General features: G+C 72.8%; 15 protein-coding genes. 3 read left to right on the top strand and 12 right to left on the bottom strand.

Annotated features, from left to right (window positions below; genetic code table 11):
* Window positions 1-285 precede the first annotated feature (285 nt).
* Complete coding sequence (locus tag J4E96_RS17055; RefSeq protein WP_227423241.1) at window positions 286-618, top strand: PadR family transcriptional regulator; 333 nt, start codon at window positions 286-288, stop codon at window positions 616-618.
* Window positions 615-1,769 carry a hypothetical protein gene (locus J4E96_RS17060; RefSeq protein WP_227423242.1) on the top strand — a complete coding sequence of 385 codons (1,155 nt, stop codon included), beginning with the start codon at window positions 615-617 and terminating at the stop codon, window positions 1,767-1,769. The genes J4E96_RS17055 and J4E96_RS17060 overlap by 4 nt, the downstream gene beginning before the upstream one ends.
* Window positions 1,770-2,314: 545 nt before the next feature.
* Here the strand turns inward: J4E96_RS17060 and J4E96_RS17065 are convergent.
* Window positions 2,315-2,803, bottom strand: a complete 489-nt coding sequence (locus tag J4E96_RS17065; protein WP_227423243.1) for an FHA domain-containing protein — start codon at window positions 2,801-2,803, stop codon at window positions 2,315-2,317.
* 32 nt (window positions 2,804-2,835) lie between these two features.
* Complete coding sequence (locus J4E96_RS17070; RefSeq protein ID WP_227423244.1) at window positions 2,836-2,973, bottom strand: hypothetical protein; 138 nt, start codon at window positions 2,971-2,973, stop codon at window positions 2,836-2,838.
* Between the two features lie 9 nt (window positions 2,974-2,982).
* On the opposite strand from J4E96_RS17070, the gene J4E96_RS17075 reads away from it, so the two are divergent.
* Window positions 2,983-3,276, top strand: a complete 294-nt coding sequence (locus J4E96_RS17075; protein ID WP_227423245.1) for a hypothetical protein — start codon at window positions 2,983-2,985, stop codon at window positions 3,274-3,276.
* A gap of 34 nt (window positions 3,277-3,310) precedes the next feature.
* On the opposite strand, the gene J4E96_RS17080 is transcribed toward J4E96_RS17075, so the two are convergent.
* From J4E96_RS17080 to J4E96_RS17125, 10 genes are all read right to left on the bottom strand, one after another.
* Window positions 3,311-4,177 carry a hypothetical protein gene (locus tag J4E96_RS17080; RefSeq protein ID WP_227423246.1) on the bottom strand — a complete coding sequence of 289 codons (867 nt, stop codon included), beginning with the start codon at window positions 4,175-4,177 and terminating at the stop codon, window positions 3,311-3,313.
* A gap of 79 nt (window positions 4,178-4,256) precedes the next feature.
* The gene (locus J4E96_RS17085) at window positions 4,257-4,529 is read right to left on the bottom strand and encodes a WXG100 family type VII secretion target (protein ID WP_227423247.1); all 273 of its coding nucleotides are present in this window, start codon (window positions 4,527-4,529) and stop codon (window positions 4,257-4,259) included.
* A 101-nt stretch (window positions 4,530-4,630) separates the two neighbouring features.
* Window positions 4,631-9,022 carry an FtsK/SpoIIIE domain-containing protein gene (locus tag J4E96_RS17090; RefSeq protein WP_227423248.1) on the bottom strand — a complete coding sequence of 1,464 codons (4,392 nt, stop codon included), beginning with the start codon at window positions 9,020-9,022 and terminating at the stop codon, window positions 4,631-4,633.
* Window positions 9,019-9,750 carry a hypothetical protein gene (locus J4E96_RS17095; protein ID WP_227423249.1) on the bottom strand — a complete coding sequence of 244 codons (732 nt, stop codon included), beginning with the start codon at window positions 9,748-9,750 and terminating at the stop codon, window positions 9,019-9,021. The genes J4E96_RS17090 and J4E96_RS17095 overlap by 4 nt, the downstream gene beginning before the upstream one ends.
* Window positions 9,747-11,336 (bottom strand): serine/threonine-protein kinase, encoded by a 1,590-nt coding sequence (locus tag J4E96_RS17100; protein WP_227423250.1) that lies wholly within the window; start codon window positions 11,334-11,336, stop codon window positions 9,747-9,749. The genes J4E96_RS17095 and J4E96_RS17100 overlap by 4 nt, the downstream gene beginning before the upstream one ends.
* On the bottom strand, window positions 11,333-12,682 hold the full coding sequence (locus tag J4E96_RS17105) for an FHA domain-containing protein (RefSeq protein WP_227423251.1): 1,350 nt from the start codon (window positions 12,680-12,682) through the stop codon (window positions 11,333-11,335). Before J4E96_RS17105 ends, J4E96_RS17100 begins: the two co-directional genes overlap by 4 nt.
* On the bottom strand, window positions 12,679-13,494 hold the full coding sequence (locus J4E96_RS17110; protein WP_227423252.1) for a PP2C family protein-serine/threonine phosphatase: 816 nt from the start codon (window positions 13,492-13,494) through the stop codon (window positions 12,679-12,681). The genes J4E96_RS17105 and J4E96_RS17110 overlap by 4 nt, the downstream gene beginning before the upstream one ends.
* Window positions 13,491-14,762: an RDD family protein gene (locus J4E96_RS17115; RefSeq protein WP_227423253.1), complete on the bottom strand. Its 1,272-nt coding sequence runs from the start codon at window positions 14,760-14,762 to the stop codon at window positions 13,491-13,493. Before J4E96_RS17115 ends, J4E96_RS17110 begins: the two co-directional genes overlap by 4 nt.
* On the bottom strand, window positions 14,759-17,080 hold the full coding sequence (locus tag J4E96_RS17120; RefSeq protein ID WP_227423254.1) for a transglutaminase-like domain-containing protein: 2,322 nt from the start codon (window positions 17,078-17,080) through the stop codon (window positions 14,759-14,761). Before J4E96_RS17120 ends, J4E96_RS17115 begins: the two co-directional genes overlap by 4 nt.
* Window positions 17,077-18,273, bottom strand: coding sequence for a DUF58 domain-containing protein (locus tag J4E96_RS17125; protein ID WP_227423255.1), 1,197 nt, complete (start codon window positions 18,271-18,273; stop codon window positions 17,077-17,079). The genes J4E96_RS17120 and J4E96_RS17125 overlap by 4 nt, the downstream gene beginning before the upstream one ends.
* Window positions 18,274-18,293: the final 20 nt, after the last annotated feature.

Raw genomic sequence — 18,293 nt, forward strand, 5'->3', positions numbered from 1 at the left:
GGTCGACTCGGCCCGCTCCGCCACGCTGACACCCCTCGCTCACGCCGAAAAGTTCGGTCATCCGAACTTCACGGCTGAACGTACACCCCGGGCGCGCGACCCGGCGCACTGACGGGAGGTTCCAACCTGCGGCGCACCGCGTCGCGCCCGCCGGTAAAACGCTCTAGCCAGTAGTGCGCATCATGCGGTAGCGTGCGCAGCGCGGGAGCCGGTCGGATGCGGCCGGCGTCCCGCACCAAGCCCCGGCCGCCGCCGGCTGGCCGCAGACCGATCGAGGGAGGCCCGATGGACACGACGCAGCTCCTCAAGGGCGTGCTGGACGTGGCCGTGCTCGCCGTCGTCGCGAACGAGGACGGCTACGGCTACGACGTCGTCCGCCGGCTGCGGGCCGCGGGCCTCGACGAGGTCGGGGACGCCTCGGTGTACGGCACGCTGCGCCGGCTGTACTCCTCCGGCGCGCTGACGAGCTACGTCGTGCCGTCCGACGAGGGCCCGCACCGCAAGTACTACGGGATCAACGCGCAGGGTCGGGCAATGCTCGACACCCAGCGGAAAGACTGGCAGCAGTTCGCCTCCACCCTCACCGCCCTGCTCGCGCCCGAAGGAGTCGCACGATGACCGCCCCCGTCCTGATGGACCACGTCAGCGCCTACGCCGCCGCAGTCCGAGCACACCTCGCGGACCTGTCGCCCGAGCAGGTCGACGACCTCACCGACGGGCTCGAGGCTGACCTCGCGGAGGCACTCGAGGACCCGCGCGGGCCGGTCGCGACGGGCGAGATCCCGATCGGCCGCCCGTCCGACACCGGCGCCGGGCGCGACGCGATCATCGACCTCACCCAGCGGTTCGGCCCCGCCGCGGCGTACGCCGCCGAGCTGCGCTCCGCCGCGGGGGTCGAGCCCGCCCAGGCCCGGCCGCGTCGTCGGCCGCTGCTCGACGGCGCGGCCGGGCTGCGCGGCCGGGCCGCACGCTGGGCGGCCGCCGCGACGCAGCCGCTGCGGACGTCGCCGACGGGGCGCGCGCTGGTCGGCTTCGCGGCAAGCCTGCGCCCGCTGTGGTGGGTGCTGCGCGCGTGGGTGCTGTTCGCCGCGCTGCTGACCGGATCGGCCTCGCTCATCCAGGTCGACCAGCCGTTCGTGCCGCGGACGACGGCGACCTGGCTGCTGCTCGGTCTCCTGGTCCTTGCGTCCGTGCAGGTCGGCAGAGGGATCGGGCGGCGCCGGCGGTGGACGCGGCGGGGGCTCGCGGGCGTCAACGTCGCGGCGGTCGTGCTGGCGCTCCCGATGCTCGCGGCGTTCGACACCGCGGTGCACCACCGGCTCGCATCGACGGGCGCCTACCCGGTCTACATCCAGGGTCCAGCCACCTCGACGCCGCCGGAGAACGGCGTGTTCGTCGACGGGATGCAGGTGAGCAACCTGTTCGTCTACGACGCGGCGGGCGAGCCGCTCAGCCAGGTCCAGATCTTCGACGACCGCGGCCGCCCGGTCCGGACGACCTACGACAACGGGGTCGACAGCTGGTCGCTGCCGGGCGTCGCGGACCCCTGGATGTTCACCCCGAGCCTCGACACGGACGGGCGCACGCGCTGGAACGTCTACCCGCTCTCGGGCCGCCCTGCGTCGGAACTGGCGATCACCCCCGGCTTCGCGCTGCCGGAGCCGATCGAAGGATCCACGCCGCGCGTGCCGCCAGCGCCGTTCGCGCAGGCCCCGGCGATTGCGACGACGGCGCAGGCTACGTCGCCGGCGGCGGCGCCGGCGCCGTAAGGAGCTGGTCACACCAGCACCACCCGTCCCGCAGGCGTCGCGCAGGTCGACCGTCCGCGCGGAGCACGGGACGGGTGGTGCTGCTGGGGTTGCTGGGACGTCTCTTTGGGCAACTCAGGCCACTCGAGTCACGCGCTCCGCGCGGAAGGGCGCCCTTCCGCACCGGCCGCGACCGCAGCGGTGAACCCCAGCGACGCGCGTGGTCCCGCACGCGACGCGCAGGTCCGCCGTCCGCGCGGAGCACGTGACGGGTGGTGCTGCTGGGGTTGCTGGGACGTCTCGTTCGGCAACTCAGGCCACTCGCGTCACGCGCTCCGCGCGGACGGTCCACCGGCCCGCGCCGTACGGACCCAGCCGCGCGCAGGACACCCCGCTCGCGAACTGCCTGTCACACGGGCACCATCCGTCACCAGCGCGATGGTGCGGTTCGGCCCCCTCACTCCCGTCCGCGCGGAGCCTGCGACTCGTGGTGCTCTTCGTGCTGATGGGATGCACGCGGAACTATTCCAGCCTGTCGCGCCGCACGCTCCGCGCGCAGGCCGCGTTCACGCGGCCGGTTGGCGCTGCACGCCTCGTCGACCATCGATCTGCGCGGCGTCGTCCCGGTCGCGCAAACCGATGCCCTCTGGGCGCTCGGACAAGACCGGGCCTATCCCCGGGATGGACGAGATCGGTACGGCACCCGAGCCGATCGGCGCCGGAAAACTGGCTATGGGAGGCAGGAATGAACGGTCGAGGTCGGCCACCGTCTCGAGCACAAGCTCTACCCGGACTCCCGTTTCGGGAGGTCCGAGCACGATGACCATCGACTGGTCCACGCTGAATGCGTCCAGCCGGTGGCCGTTGACGTGCACGCCATTGGCACTGGCCACATCGCGGACGACCCAGGCGCCGGCTTCCTGCGCGATGCGGACGTGAACGCGGGATACGAGCGGATCGGCGATGCGTACATCACAGGTCGGCGCGCGACCGATCGAGAGACTGTCTCCAGGTCGGAGCCGGCGCTCCGTCCCATTCACTCGAACGATCAGCACGAACCGCCCTCCGCTCGGCCGGTGCCAGTCACCTAGGCGCCTGCCGCTGCGGAGCTGACGCTGACTGCGGAGCGGGCCGCGCCGTCGACCCACAGGGAGGCGCGAAGATCGCTGGCGTCCGGCGACCCGATCCACTCGGCGAGCAGATCCTTGAGCTCCGCGGGACCCACGACGGCGATGTGCAGCCCGTCGATCCCGAACGCCAGGACCGCCGACTCGTCGGCCTGGTCGTCGCCACGGCTGAAGATGAGGGCCGCTCGCAGGTCGCCAGATCCAACCGACAGCTGGACACACCGATCGGCTCGTCCGACGACGTCGCGGGCGGCGGCAAGAACGTCTGCGATTCCGGAAGGGTCTGGCTGCACCAACTGCTCAAGAGCCGCGCGGAAGTCCTGGGCGACCTCTGGCACGTCGACGCCGAGGCGCTCGAGGCATTGGTCACCTGCCGCCGTCCCGTTCAACAGCGTGGTTAGGAAAGTCTGGGGTACCACTACTTGCCCAGCCATCTCAGTGTCCCGTCGCCCAGTTCCAGATCGAGGTGATGCCTTCGGTCCCGTTGCGAACCACGCCGCCGACCATCTCGACGGCCTCATCGGTGGACTCGTTCACCTTGTCGCTGATCATGTTGACGGGCCCCAGCGGACCCGAGTAGTGCTCCGCCAACTGGTTCGCCTGCGACGGGCTCAGATCCGTCGTGCCGAACATCCGCTTCGCCTGGTAGTCAAGCAGCTGGTCCTGCGACTGGGCGCTGTACGGGATGGACGCGTCGATCACGGCCTTGGCGACGCCAAAGGCAGCAAACCCCACCGCCACCTGCGGCGCCGCCACGAGCCCTGCCGCCGCCAAGCCTAGGTCGACGCCAGCACCCCCGAGCCGACCCCAGTCGCCCTCCAGATACGCCTGCGCACCGTCGACGGTGGCTGTCGCGATCCCCACCCCACCCAAGAACTTGCCGAGCTTGCCGAACACCGGAGGCATTTCATACTCTGCCCCTAAACCAAAGATCAACTCGGTGCCACCATGCACCTGGCCCGCGCGGTTCAGCCACCAGGAGCCGTTATCGGTCTCGCCGGGCTGACGACTCACGGCGCCGCCACCGGAGGTCTCCCCGCTCGCCCCGCGCTGCTCGGTCGCATTGTTCAAGGCCGCTTGTCCGAGCCCTGCGATCTGCGCACGAACCTGCCCGAGCGAGGCGCGATGCTGCGGCCAGGAGCTCTCGACGAAGTCGCTCGCGTCCCGCCCGTGCCAGGCGCCGACCAGCCGGCGGACGGTCGCGTCGATCTTCGACGTCAGCGACGCCAGCTGATCGGCGTCCGACTGCAGGCCGTTGCCGATCCGCTCGACCGCGTCGACATCCATCCCCAGACGTGCCATCGGATCCTCCTTCTCGTTGCGGGGCCACTGGTCGCGGTCGGGCTGCCCTCTGCGCAGCCCGAACCGCGACCTCGAGTGGTTAGTGGCTGGAGACCTCGCGCTGCTGGCTGGCGTTGTTCAGGGCCGACTGGCCCAGGCCCTTGACCGCCTCGGCGGCCGACTTCAAGGCCTTCTGGTGCTGCGGCCACCACTGCGTGACAAACGTCTGCGCGTCCCGGCCGTCCCAGATTCCCGGCAGCTGCTGCACCTTTCCATTGATCTGCGACTCCAAGCTGCTGATCTGGTCGGCGAGCGACTGGAGCTGCTTCGCAATGCCCTCGACTGCGTCGACATCCATTCCTAGACGGGCCATGATGCACATCCCTTCAGATTGCGGTGGGAAATACTGTTGTTGACGCCGCTGAGACTATGGGCGCCGACAAGGCGTGTCGATGGTGAGAGGTGCCCACCCCCTCACGGCCTGGCCAGCTGGACTCGCCAGGTCTTGCCGCGCTCGGTAGCGATCCCCCGGCCTGGCGGGAAGTCACGCCGCGACGCGCGCGGAAAGTCCGTCCGGAAGATGGAGTCACCATCGTTTTGGTCCGGCTGCAGGACGATTCCGCGGCGGGCGCCGCGCAGGCTCTGCAGCAGGGGCGAGTACTGCGTGAGCCGGGACAGCTCGCCCTCGGCCACCACGAGGTGACCGTGCTCGGCGAGCAGGACCACGAGCGAGTCCAGCTCGCTCTCGGCGGCCGAGTCGACGAACGCCGGCACATCCTCGATCACGACGACCATCCGCGGCCCGTCGAGCGCACCGCGCAGGCTCGCCGCCAGGTCGATGATCGCCAGATCGGTGAGCGCGACGGCATCCCACAGGCCCAGCTGGCGCACGGCTGAACGCTCCTTGCCCAGGTACATCAGCCGAGCTCCGGGGACGGATCGTCGCATCGCCGACGCGATCGTGGCCAGCGCCGTCGACCGCCCCGAACCGGGTGGACCGGCGACCAGGAAGATCCCATCGGGCGCGATCCCCCACGCCCCAAGGTCCAGGTCGTCGAGCCCGAGCAGCACCGGTCCACCGAGGTCGACCGGCAGGGAGCCGAGCCGGACGTCGTCGGACAGTCGGCCGATGGGGGTGACTGCGCCGACCCGTCCGGCCTCGCGCATGCTGCGGGCCAGCGCACGAAGGCGCCTGGACTGCTCGGTGAGGCTGGCGCTGCCGCCGAGCACGGCGACCTGCACCTCGAGCGCGTCGAGGATGCCCCGTCCCGGCGGCGAGCCGGGCCCGACGATGTCGCCGGCGACGTCGAGCATGCCGTAGTCGTTCTGGTCGGCCTGCCGCAGTACGAGCCGACGCTGCAGGGTCGACCGGATCGAGATCGGGACGGCCCCGGGCCGGTCGGCCGAGACCACGACGTGCACCCCGACCGGCCGTCCATCAGTCGCGATCTGCTCGAACGTCGCAAACGGCGTCGTGAACGGCCCGACGTCGTACGCCTCCTGGAAGGCTCCGACCCCGTCGACGAGCAGCACGATCCGTGGTTCGTCGACGACGCCCGACAACGAGCGGTAGGCGGCCACCGAGTCCGCCCGGAGCGCGCCGTAGCGGGCCGCCCGTTCGTCGACGGTGCTGCGGAGGAAGCGCAGCAGCCGGCGGACCCGCTCGTCGTCGTCGCCGTCGATCACCGCGCCGACGTGCGGTAGCTCGCTCAGCATGTCGAGCCCCCGCGAGCCGAAGTCCAGCGCGTAGACGTGCACGGGACCGCCGCGCGGCGTCACGGCGGCCGAGGTCGCGATGGTGCGGAGCACGGTGGACTTGCCCGAGCCGCCCGTGCCGTAGACCCCGAGGTTCCCGTCCTGGTCAGGACGCCAGTAGACGGTTCGCTGGTCCTGGACGGTCGGGTCGTCGACCACCCCGATCGCGAGCTCGTCGTCGCTGCGCTGACGCAGCCTCGAGACGTCGTAGGCCGGAGCCAGCTCGTCCAGCCAGGGTCGACGCGGCGGTTCGATGCCCGCGACGTCGGCAGCAGATCGCACGGTGGCGACGATCCGGGCGATGTCGGTGAGCCCGTGGCTGTCCGCCGGCGCGGCCTCCAGCTCGGGCACCTCCCAGACGGCTCCTTCGCCCAGGCCCAGCTCGACCACGTCGATCCGGGGTCGTGGCGGCGCCGCCGTCGTCCAGCCGCCGGCATACCCGGTCTGGAACGCCACGATCCGCCCTGGTCCGGCCTTCATCGCGCCACGGCCCGGAACGGCCGGGTCGAACCCGGCCGCGTCGGGCACCCCGAGGATGTCGGTGGAGTCGTCAGCATCGGCCATCCGCAACGCGACCCGCAGGTTGGTGTTCGCCCGCAGGTTGTCCTTGATCACTCCCGCGGGTCGTTGGGTGGCGAGCACGAGATGCAGACCGAGCGAGCGACCGCGCTGGGCCACGTCCACCATGCCGTCGACGAACTCCGGGACCTCGGACACCAGGGCCGCGAACTCGTCGACGACGACCACTAGCGCTGGCGGGGTATCCGGGTCGCCAGCGCGCTCCAGGCTCAGCAGGTCTTTGGCCTTCTTGCGCTCCAGCACCCGTTCTCGGTAGCGCAGCTCGGCTCGCAGCGACGTCAGGGCGCGTCGCACCAGGTGCGGCGACAAGTCGGTCACGAGCCCGACGCAGTGCGGCAGGTCGACGCAGTCGGCGAACGCCGCGCCGCCCTTGTAGTCGACGAGCAGGAACGTGACCCGCTGGGGACTGTAGGCGGCGGCGAGCCCGAGCACCCACGACTGCAGGAACTCGCTCTTGCCTGCACCGGTGGTGCCGCCGACCAGTGCGTGCGGACCCTGCGCCCGCAGGTCGAGGCGAAACAGCTCGGAGCCGGCGTGCCCGACCAGCGCGCGCAGGCCGGCGTCGGCGCGCAGCCGGGGCCGGGAGCCGTCGGGCAGGGATACCGAGCCGGTCTGCCGCCACCGCTCGACCACCTGTTCAGGCCCCGACGTGAGGTCCCCCGACAGCGCGAGGTAGGAGACCGAGCGGGGCAGGTCCGAGTCGTCGTCCAACGGCACGCCCGCGTCCACCGTCGGGGCGAGGGCACGCGCCAGGAGCTCCGCCGACGCCGCGTCGATCGTCTCGCAGGTCACCGGCTCGACCCTGGCACCCCACCGCACGTCGCCGACCACGGCCGAGCCGTCGACCGCGACGTGCAGGTGGGACCGGCAGGCCGCCGGCAGGTCGCCGACGACGGCGCCGACCCACAGCACGTACACCCCGACCGAGGGGCCGAGCTCGGCGAGCCTGGTCAACCGGGCCCGGTCCGCCGGGGCGCCGTTCTCGACGACCACGACGACGGTCGCCACGACGGGGGCGGGCCGCGGCTCCGCTTCGGGGCCGAGCGGTCCGCGCAGGTCGGACGGCACGCCAGGCTCGCCCCGCCGGCCGGCCACGAGTACTTCCAATCGGCTGAGAAGGCCCGACGCCGACCCGTGGTCGGCGGCCAGCAGGCGCCCGCCGATCGGGCTGTGCGGCGACGAGGTGTGCGGCAGCCAGGCGAGCCAGCGCCAGTCCGGCGCCGCCTGCGAGCTGACGAACGCCGCGACCACGACCTCGGCCGGCGAGTGCAGGGCGACGAGCTGGGCAACGAGGGACGCGGCCGCCGGCCGGGCCCCCTCGCCGGCCACGCCGAGGCACCCGCACTCGCGCAGGTCGGCGACGACGGGCACCCGGTCGATCGTGGCGAGCTCGCCGGCCAGCGCGGTCAGCGCCGCCCAGTGCTTGGGTTGGGTCTCGTTCGCCTCCGGGAGCCGCACCCGGGTGCGGCTCGGCGCGGTGCCGAGCCCGAGCCGCAACGTGGCGAACTGGAGGTGCTCAGGCCGTCTGGTCCAGAGCAGCTCGCCGTGCCGCTGCGCGGCGTCGACCGCCTCCGCGGTCGAGGGATGCTCGACGAGCCTGACCGCGCGTTCCCGCTCTTGCCGCGCGAGCAGGTCGGCGCGGAGCGCGGCGATCGCGGCGGTGAACTCCTTGGCCTGGCGACGTTGGTCCAGCCGCGCCTCCCACCACGTGCCGAGGGCGAAGACTGGCGAGAACGCGACGATGTAGAGGCTGCTCGTGTTCTTCGTCAGCAGGAAGAGTGCGACGCCGAGCAGCACTGGCGCTGCGATCATGAGCACCGGGAACCGGGACTGCGGGTTCCGCTTCGGCGGCTCCGGCGCCGGGACCTCCCGCGGGGCAAACCTCGGGACGACCCGCGGCGAGCGCAGCACCGGCACGTCCGGCGTCGCCGGCGGAGCGCCGCCCGCGCGCTGGTGCTGCACGACGGCGAGCTCCGTGTCGCCGAGCGTCACGACCTCGCCGGGGCCGATGACGCGCCGGGAGGTCTGCTGGCCATCGACCAGAACTCCGTTCGCCGAGGCCAGGTCGACGACCTCCACGGAGTCGGACACGTTGAACCGGGCGTGCCGTTTCGACACCATCGGGTCCGACAGCCGCACGTCGACATCGCGATCGCGGCCTACGACGGCCGACCCGAACGGCAGGCCGAACTCCCTGCCGACATCGGGCCCCGTGAGCACCCGGATCGAGGCCACGACCGGGCCCCTGCCGGCGTCGTCGGCGCCGAACCGGTCGGAGTGCGGGACGACGGTCACCGTCGAGCCTGAGCGCAGCCCTGAGTCCAAGACCCCGGTCGACGGCTCGAGCGCGCGACCGCTGTGCCCGTCCCACACGTGCAGCGTGACCGGGCCGGGCAGCTGGGCACCGGCGTGCAACGGGTCGGCCAGAAAGAGCGCGCCGGCGAGGTCGCCGACGGTTGCGCTCGCGTCGGCCGTCACGTCCAGATCGGTGCGCACGTCCGCCTCGCGGCGCACGGTGAGCTTGAGCTTCACGAGTCCACCGCGTCGAGCATCGAGCCGTCGAGCAGGCCGAGGTCGGCCGAGGTTACGAGCCGGGACGTCACGGCATACTCCACGAGCCGGGCTCGGCGTTGCGTGGCCAGGCGGCCCGGCCCCCCGCGCAGGCCTTTGATTCCGACCCGGTCGAGCTTGTCGCAGACGTTGTCCAACTTCCGGTTGAATCGCGTCTGCGCCCAGCCGAGCCGCGCGGCGGCCGCCGCGGAGGACGGGATCTGGGTCGTCGTCGAGCCGGGGTCACGCAGCAGCGGTTCGCTGAGCGCGACGATGAGGGCTCGTTGGGTCGTGGTCAGCGCGATCTGGCCGACGGTGGTCGTCCCGGTCTCCGGCCCGGACAGCACCCCGGTCGGCGCGAACGTGGCGTGCGCCGTCTCCAGGCTGACCTGGTACGTCGTCGGCCCAGCGGTGAAGATCACGATCGTGGTGCCGAAGACCAACGGCAGGCGACCGCCCGGAGTCAGCCACGCCTGCATCCCGCCGGACGGCTCGGCGATCGTCGCCGACAGCCGCGACCCGACGTTGCGCAGCCACCACATGCCGTCGACTAGCACAACCTCGAGGAACCGGCGATGCAGGTACGGGTTGTCGTCAAGACCGAGCGGCCCCTCTCGGCCCACGACGAACGGTTCGGTGGGCGACACCTCGAACCACTCCCCGCAGAACTCCAGCCGGCAAGCGCCCGTTGTCCCCTCGAGGTCGATCATGGTCCGACACATCCCGTCGCGGGCTCCGGCGAGCTGGTGCCGTTGGCGCGGCGCAGCAGCACCTCGAGGCAGGTCGTGCCGCCGGTCGCGGCCGGTACGGTCACCGCCGTCGCGGAGGTGGTGGTGTACGAGGCCTCCGTGCCCGGGACGGGAATTCGGTACAGATAGGTGTCACCATCTTCCGGGTCGGGGTTGCCCCAGGTGAACTGCGCCTGCGCGCCCTGCAGGGTGCCGACGACGGCGGTCGGCGCCGGGACGGGGCTGCCGACGGCGTCTACCGGGGCAGGTGCGGACGAGGAGCTGTCGCTGCCGCGGGCGTCGTCGGGAGGTGACCGCAGCGCCAGGAAGGCGCCGACCGCGACCAGGACGACGACGACTGCCGCCAGCACGGCCACCACGGGCGTGCGCCCGGCGGCATGCACGATGTCCGGCGCGACCGGATCCTCGGCGGGGGCTCGGTGGATCGTCGCCTCGACCGCCGGGCTCGCGATCCCCGGCCCGCGGAATTCACGGACCACCGGCGTGCTCAGTTGGCCCCGGACGTCGGGCGGCGCGGCCGGCGCGCTCCCGGCCGGCGGCACGGAGGTGGCCGTGAGCGCCGGGTCGGCCGTCCCCCAGCCCGGCTGCCTCGGGGCGGGCACCACGTTCGGGCTGACCGTGACGACCGAGCGGATCCGGGTCGCGCCGTCGTCCTCGATCTCGTCCCGATCCGGGGCCACCGAGTCGTCGCGGACCTCGACCTGGGTCACCGACATCCGCAGCTGCGACTGGACCTGCTGGAGCGCGCGGGCGAAGGACAGCGCGGACGGGTACCTCGCGGCCGGGGCCTTCGCCATCGCCGTCGCCAGCACCTGCTCGAGCGCGGGCGGGACGTCCGCACGGTCCAGGGGCGGCAGCGGGGTCGACCTGATCCGCTCGGCCAGCGCACGCTTGCCGTTCTCGCCGCCGCGGATCTCGAAGGGCGTGCGGCCGGCCAGGAGCGAGTAGACCGTCGCCGCCAAGGAGTACACGTCGCCGCTGAGGCCGGAGGCGACCTGCCCGCTCACCACCTCGGGCGGCGCCCACGGCACGGACAGGCCCTGGGCGACGTCGGCCTCGGCGGAGAGCACCGAGATGCCGAAGTCGGTGAGTGCGGGGCCCCCATACTGGGTCATCAGGATGTTCGCCGGTTTGATGTCCCGGTGCCAGATCCCGGCTCGGTGCATCGTCTCGACCGCGCCGGCCAGCTCGATCCCGGTGCGCAGCGCCTCGTCGACGGCGAACGGGTCGGTCTTGTAGCGCGCGTCGAGGCTCGGCGGCGGGCAGTACTCCATCACGAGAAAGGGGCGGCCGTCCGGCGCGACTTCCGCTTGATACACCGTCACGATGCGCGGGTGCGCGGACAGGTGGGCCATGAGGTCGGCCTCGGCCTCGAACTGGCGCCGAGCGGCGCCGTCGGCCCGCACGTCCGCGAGCAGCACCTTGACCGCGACCTCCCGCCGTCGTTGGCGGTACAGGAAGACGTCGGCGAAGCCGCCCGAGCCCAGCAACGAGACGTACTCGAAACCGGGGAGCAGCGGCGGAACGGACGGCGCGCGGCGGCTCATGGCACGTCCTCAGCGGTCACGATGATGCTCTCGCCCAGATCGAACTGGTCACCGGCGCGTACCGGCACGGGGTTGTTCGGCACGAGGCGCACGGGCGGCTGGCCGGGCCGCAGCAGCAGCGTGCCGTTACGCGAGCCGAGCTCGACCGCGAGGACGTTCCAGTCCTCGACCCGCAGCTCGAGGTGGCTGCGAGAGATCTCCCTTCCGCCCACCGCCACCAGCTGGGGGATGTCTCCTGCCTCGACCCGCGACGCCTGCGGGCGTCGCCCCAGGATCACTGTCCGGTCGAGGTCCACAGTGGCGCCCGAGCTCAGTCGCAGCCGGCCGAGCGCGGGCCGGGTACCCAGCTTGGGGTCACCGACGAAGGGCCCGCCGCACGTCCCGCAGGCCACCGCGTGCGGGGCGTTCGCGTGGCCCTGCGCGCAGAACCGCGACAGCACACCCGACCCGCTCGGCGCCGGCACGACGGGCGCGGGCGGCGAGCCGAGCAGCTCGGCGAGGTGGATCGTCTCGCCGTCATGGTCGCCGGCGCTCGCCTCGGGGCCCGGCGCCGGATCGCTCGCGTGCGCGGGCGCCCGCACGGCCGCGTGCTCGATGTCGTGGACCACGGTGTGGTCCCACAGGAACCCGTAGTCGGTCTCGCCCGAACCGTCGCCTCCCCTGTTCGGGACCGGTCCAGCGGCCGCTCCGGGGACTCCGGTGACGAGCTGCTCAGCGGTCTCGATCCCGGGCTCCCCCGCTACGGTCTCCCCCGACCTGGTCAGCTCCAGCGCCGAGCCGACCACCGGGATGTCATCCGTCCCGCCGACCGCCGGAACGAGCTCCGCGGCGGCCGGACCGAGCTCCGCGGCCGGCACGACGCCCAGCTCCCGTTCGAGCCCGGTCGGAGGGAGGGCGAGCCGGACCGACGCCGCGAGCGCTACGCCCCGGTCCAGGGTCAACGTGCGGCCGGAACCGTCGTCGTCGCGAGCCAGCTCGACCAGCTCGACCAGCTCGACCAGCGTCGGAGCGTCGACGGACTCCTCCCGCCAGCTGGTGACGTGCAGGCCGTCGACCTGCGCCGGCCGGGGGGCGGTGACCACCGCCCGGTAGTGCCCACGGACCAGCAGGTCGACCCGGCCGGCGGCGAGCACCGCGACCGCGAACGGCGGGAGATTGGACAGCCGGGTCCCGAGCGTGAGTGCCTCGAGCAGCACGGCCGCTCGCTCGCCGTCCGGTTCAGCCGGGCCGAGCGCCGCCCGTACGGCGGCGAGCACGTCGTCGGGAGTGGACGCCGGCAGCAGGGCCATCCCGTGGACCTCGACGACCGCGAGCTGGCTGCCCGGAACATAGCCTCCGCTGCTCACGACGTCCCCGCCATCGACTCGAACTCCTCGCGAGGAAGGGTGTCGTCGTCGACGTCGGTGATCGACGGGACGGTCCGGTCGTCGTCGTCCAGACCCCGCCGGTCGACGACGACGACCGTGACGTTGTCGTGGCCGCCCTGCGCCAGCGCCGCCCGGACCAGCGCGTCAGCGGACTGCTGCGGGCTGCCTGAGGTCCGCAGGAGGTCCGCGATCACGTCGTCCGACAGCTCGCCGGTCAGCCCGTCCGAACAGACGAGCATCCGGTCCCGCGGGCCGGCGGGCAGCATCCACAGCTCCGGCTTGACCTCGGCGAATGCTCCGACCGCTCGGGTCACGACGTGGCGGCGGGGGTAGCCGTCGGCCTCCGTGGGCGTGAGCTTGCCGGCGTCGATGAGCTCCTGGACCTCCGAGTGGTCGATCGTCACCTGCTCGAGCACGCCGTCGGCCGCCCGGTAAACCCGCGAGTCGCCGATATTGACCACCAGCCAGTACGGCGCACCGCCGCGGCTGCCGAGCGCGACGCCGGCCAGGGTCGTGCCGGCGCCGCGACCCGGTGGAGTGCGTAGCCCCCGGATCCGGGCCGCACCCCGCTCGATCCGGTCGAACAGGTCCTCGGGCTCAACGCTTGCGCGGCCACGCAGGTCGTCGAACTCCTCCACCACGATCGCCGACGCGACCTCCCCCGCGTCATGCCCGCCCATGCCGTCAGCGACGACGAACACCGGCGAATCGGCCAGGTAGGAGTCCTCGTTGCCGCTACGGCGCCCGGTCGCGGTCGCCACTCCCCACTCAAGATCGAAGCCCTCGCTCACTGCGCCTCCACCCGGAACGTCCGCGAACCCAGGTGGACGACCGTGCCGGACTCCGCGCGCACCCACTCGCCGGGCTGCATCGGCGTGCGCACCCCGGCACGCTCGATCGAGGACCCGTTCGTCGAGTGCAGATCACACACCCACAGCCCGCCGTCACCGAGGACGAACTCCAGGTGGGTCTTCGACACGGACCTGCTCGAGTCGGCCAGCGGCACGAGGTGGCTCACCGGCTCGCCGCCGACGACCGGATCCCGGCCGATCCGGCCGCGACCGGCCACCGGCAGCAGGTCACCGGTGTCGAAGACCAGTCGCACCGCGGCCACCGGCGCTGCGGCGGCCGGCGACATCATGGTCAGCTCGGCGTCGTCATCGTCGTCGTCGGCCGCGTTCGGCGGTGCGGGCGGCGGCGAGAACGGGACGCCGCCGGCCGGCCCGAACGGTCGAGCGACGAACGCGGCGGGTGGAGGCGGGGGCGGCGGCGGCGCGGCACCGAGGCCGGCGGGCGCCGACTGCCCGGGCGCCGACAGACCGGGGACCGCCGAGATGATGCCGGCACCCGATCCCGCGGACAAGCTCGACTGCGCGGAGGGTTGCGGACCTCCGAGCGCAGGCGGAGCCGGCGTCGAGGCCGGCGCGACCCGCACCACGGACGGCGTGACGGGATCGGGAAATGCCGCCCCGGGCCCAGGGTGCGCGTCGACCGGAGCGGCGAGGGGAGTTTCTGCCCACGGTCGCACCGGCGCCGGCGGCTGAGGCGTCGGCACGACCATCGCACCGATCTCGGGCGCCACCGGGTCACGCCCGGCACGAAGGTCGATCAGGAACACGCCCGCGGCCTTGTCGTGCCACCCGCGCAAGAGCCGGTCCCCGTCCCAGAACACGGAGAGGACGACCAGCAGCGACCCTGCGGGGATGACTGCCGCGACGGCGAGCAGCAGGTAGCGGCCGAACGTGCGTCCCCAGCCCGGGACATCGCCACCTGGGACGGCGAGCGTCCGGATCGCGACGGCGCGCTTGCCGATCGTCTGACCACTCGTGGCGTGCAGGCGCCACTGCACGAAGCCCCACCCCAGGATGGCGACGGTGACGATCAGCACGGGGCTGGCACCGGCACCGTTCGCCAGGCCGAAGGCCACCACCTCGATGAGGATCGTCAGCCCCGAATCGATGAGCGAGGCACCGACACGACGCCCGACAGGAGCGGGCACCGTTCCGTGCAGCGCCGCCCCGAGGATCGCCGGATCGGGAGTGGTTCTCATCGTGCTCATCGCTGTCCTCCTGCTCGAGCCCTTGACCTGCGAATGGCCGTGCGCCCCGCGACCGCGGGTCGTATCCGCCGTCTCTCCGCGACCAGCGAACGCACCGAGAACCGCGCCCGGAGCCGCGCCCAACGGCCCACCGACCCTGACATCGCCGCGACGACCGCGTCGACCTGCCGCCACATTTCGGCGACGTCGGCCTCGTCCGGTTCGCCGGCGCCGAACACGGCCGTGTCGGCCGTCGCCGCGAGCGGTGCGAGCTCGGCCCGCGGGTAGCGCTCGGCGAGCAGGACGGCGGTCTCCCGACGGGTCGCGCCGCCCGGAACCCGGGTGCCGAGGTCCGCGGCACGGTCAAGGACTTCGTGCCAGCCACCGCTCACGCGGGCGGCCGGCTCGTCGGCCCTGGCCCGCCGGCGCCGGCGCCGGCGCTTGAGCCAGGCGACCAGCACGAGCGGCCCCGCGAGCAGGAGCGCCGGGATCAGCGCGAGCGCGGCGGTCCGCAGCGCCGGGAGCCACCACGGGTCCAGCTCGCTCGGGCGGAGCTCGCCCTTGTCCTGCCGGGTGTTCGGGGGCAACTCGGCGGGCGCCTGCAGCGGCGCGGGCGGCTGCAGCACCTGCGGCTTGGGATTCGAGCGCGGCTTCGGCGCCTGCTGGTTGGCGGTCTGATCCTTCGGCGGGGTCGGGTCGAACGCCACCCAGCCGGCGTCGGCGAAGTCCACCTCGACCCAGGCGTGCACGTCGTCGCCGGTGATCGAGACCGTGCCGGACGCCGTCGCGTCGGCGGGGTAGAAGCCCATCACCACCCGGGCCGGGATGCCGAGCTGGCGGGCCATCAGGGCCATCGCGACGGCGTACTGCTCGTCGTCGCCGATCATCTGGTCCGCACTCAGGAGCGACGCGATCCGCTCGGCCGTGTGCCCCGATCGCGAGACGGCTTCGCCCTCCAACCCATGGCTGAAGAAGCCTTGGGTGGACAGCGACGTCTGCAGGTTGCGGACGGCGGTGATCGAGTCGGTTCCGGCGCCGGCCAGCTCGCCCGCGGATGCCTGCACCGCGTCCGGCACGTTGGTCGTCGCGGGCAGGGTGACGGTGGCGAACTGCTGTCCTGTGAGCTCGTCGTCGGTCCACGTCCGCGGCAGCACGACATCGAGCTCGTAGGTGTCGCCGGGCGAGAGCCCGGCCGTCGTGATCGCGACCCCGGTGCGCTGGTTGTAGTAGACGGACTGGGCGAGCGTCGTCGCGCGCGGGCCCGAGAAGGTGATCGAACGCAGGTCGCCCGCATCTGGCACCCACACCCCGGAATAGGCCGTCGACGTGATCTTCAGCTGGGTGGTCACCCCGGTCCCCGGCAGCGTGCTCGACACCGATGCGAACGTCGCGCCGATCCCTGCCTCGGTGACGTCGTACACGACACCGTCGTAGCCGTCGAGAGTGGCCAGCCGGATCCGTGCGCCGGCCGGCAGCCCGTCGACGGTGAACAGCACGTCCTTGGCGTGGTCCTTGACGTACGACCTGAACCCGACGAGCGGGCTGTGGTAGGCGCGCAGGTCGAGCGGGGGCACAACCGTCTCGCGCAGCGTGTGCCGAGGCACGGCCGCCGCCGTGAGCGGCACCAGGAGGAACGCCGCCGCGCCCACACCGACCAGCATGAGCGCTCCGGACGAGAGCCGCGAACGCGCCAGCGCGGCGCGCGCACCGGCCTCGACGTCGGCGGTATGGCTGGTCGCCAGCGCTCTCGACTCCCGGCGCCAGACCGCCCAGCCCACCGCGACCGCCGCGAACACCGAGCCCTGCACGGCCGGCTCCGCAGGCTCGATCGTGCCGAGCGCGATGGGCGTCACGAACGCGACGATCGCGGGCAGCAGCGCCCACCACGGCCGGGTCGATCGCAGCGCGAGCGAGGCGGTCACGACCGCGGTGAGCAGCCCGGTGAGCAGCGGCACGACCAGAACCGACGGGTGCTCGCCGACCGGCGGGGTCAGGGTGAGCACGTCTTTCCAGGCCCTGATGGCGGCGACCAGCACGGCACGGGTGGAGTCCAGCGTGGGTAGCACCCGAGACACCGTCCCGTCGGGCACGGCAATCGGCACGGCGACGAGCAGGTACCCGACGATGACGGAGGCGGCGAGGGTGAGCGGCCCCCACCGGCGTGCGGCACCAACCATCGCGAGCAGCAGCCCGAGGGCCAGGCCGGCGCCAGCCGCCGCCGCCCACCGAGTGCCGCCGAACGCCGGTCCGAAGCCGACCAGACCTGCACCGACCAGCACGGCCGAGGCGACGACGTCGACGGCCTGGGCGATCGGGCCACGTGCCGGCGCGCGGTTCATCCGGCGACCCGGCGCATAACCTGCGGCAGCTGCTCGAGGGCGCCGAGGGTGACCACGACAAGGTTGCCCAGTGAGCGGCGTGAGACCTGCTCCCCGGGGGCGCAGCGGACGGCGACGTTGAGCGCGTTCACCGGAAGTCGCGTGCTCGCCGCGAGCAGGCTGGTGGAGCCCACCGCCGTCCCGCCGACGAGCAGCACCGCCGAGGCATCGGGCACCTCGCCTCCGACGGCCCGGCCGACCGCGGCGAGGCCGCGGTCTCGCTCGTCCGCCTCGAGCAGGCACAACGCGTCAAGGAATCGGATGGCGGTGCCCGCCCGCAGCTGCCCGCGCGAGGTGAGCACCGAGAGCTGCTTCTCCTCCCGGATCGCCTGCATCCCAATCGAGCCCGCGACCGAGATCGCCAGCTCGAGCTCGTCGGGGTCTGCGTAGTCGGCCGCGCAGGTGGATAGCCCCACCACGAGGTGAGATCGGCGGGTCTCCTCGAACTGCCGGACGACGAGTCGCCCGGTGCGCGCCGTCGTCCGCCAATGGATCGAGCGCCGGTCGTCGCCGGCGACGTAGTCACGCAGGGCGTGGAAGGCGATGTCGTTGCTCGACAGATCCTGCGTGGGCAACCCCTCGATGTCCCGTAGGAAGCCCGCCGAGGCCCCGTCCAGCGAGACGGTTCGCGGGTGCACGTACAGGTCCATCGGGTCGGTCCAGCGCACCTGTCGACGCAGCAGGCCGAGCGGGTCGCCGCGCACCGAGCTCACCGGTCCGAGCACGACGAGCCCGCGCCGATGGGTGGGAAGGACGAACATCTCCTCGTGCTCGGCGCCGCCGGCGAGCCGTGGCAGCCGGAACGTCGCCAGGCCTGAGCCGACCGGCAGCTCCACCCGGGCCGGCAGCGTGGTCCGCGTACCGACGTTGCGGATCGTTAGCTCGCCGCTCGCGCGGTTGCCGACCACCACCCGCTGCTGCCCCAGGTCCAGCGTGACCGCGTACGAGGACCGGCCGATGGCGAACGCCACCGCAACCGCAAGCAGAAGAGTCCCCGCGACGGCGAGCGTCCACCCCTCGAGCCAGCCGAGCCGCCGGCCTGCCCAGGCGCCGACGAGCGCGGCCGCGAGGACGAGCCAGCCCGCCGGCCCGACGACGGCGAGCATCGGAGCCAGCGAGCGGCGCACGGAGGCGAACGCCCGAGCGACGGGCACTGCCACCTCCTCGACCAGCA

Source organism: Pengzhenrongella sicca, assembly GCF_017569225.1.
Classification (GTDB): domain Bacteria; phylum Actinomycetota; class Actinomycetes; order Actinomycetales; family Cellulomonadaceae; genus Pengzhenrongella; species Pengzhenrongella sicca.

Coding starts and splice junctions, on each gene's coding strand:
- J4E96_RS17055 (WP_227423241.1), top strand. CDS start 286: ATGGACACGACGCAGCTCCTCAAGGGCGTGCTGGACGTGGCCGTGCTC.
- J4E96_RS17060 (WP_227423242.1), top strand. CDS start 615: ATGACCGCCCCCGTCCTGATGGACCACGTCAGCGCCTACGCCGCCGCA.
- J4E96_RS17080 (WP_227423246.1), bottom strand. CDS start 4,177: ATGGCACGTCTGGGGATGGATGTCGACGCGGTCGAGCGGATCGGCAAC.
- J4E96_RS17085 (WP_227423247.1), bottom strand. CDS start 4,529: ATGGCCCGTCTAGGAATGGATGTCGACGCAGTCGAGGGCATTGCGAAG.
- J4E96_RS17095 (WP_227423249.1), bottom strand. CDS start 9,750: ATGATCGACCTCGAGGGGACAACGGGCGCTTGCCGGCTGGAGTTCTGC.
- J4E96_RS17100 (WP_227423250.1), bottom strand. CDS start 11,336: ATGAGCCGCCGCGCGCCGTCCGTTCCGCCGCTGCTCCCCGGTTTCGAG.
- J4E96_RS17115 (WP_227423253.1), bottom strand. CDS start 14,762: ATGAGCACGATGAGAACCACTCCCGATCCGGCGATCCTCGGGGCGGCG.
- J4E96_RS17120 (WP_227423254.1), bottom strand. CDS start 17,080: ATGAACCGCGCGCCGGCACGTGGCCCGATCGCCCAGGCCGTCGACGTC.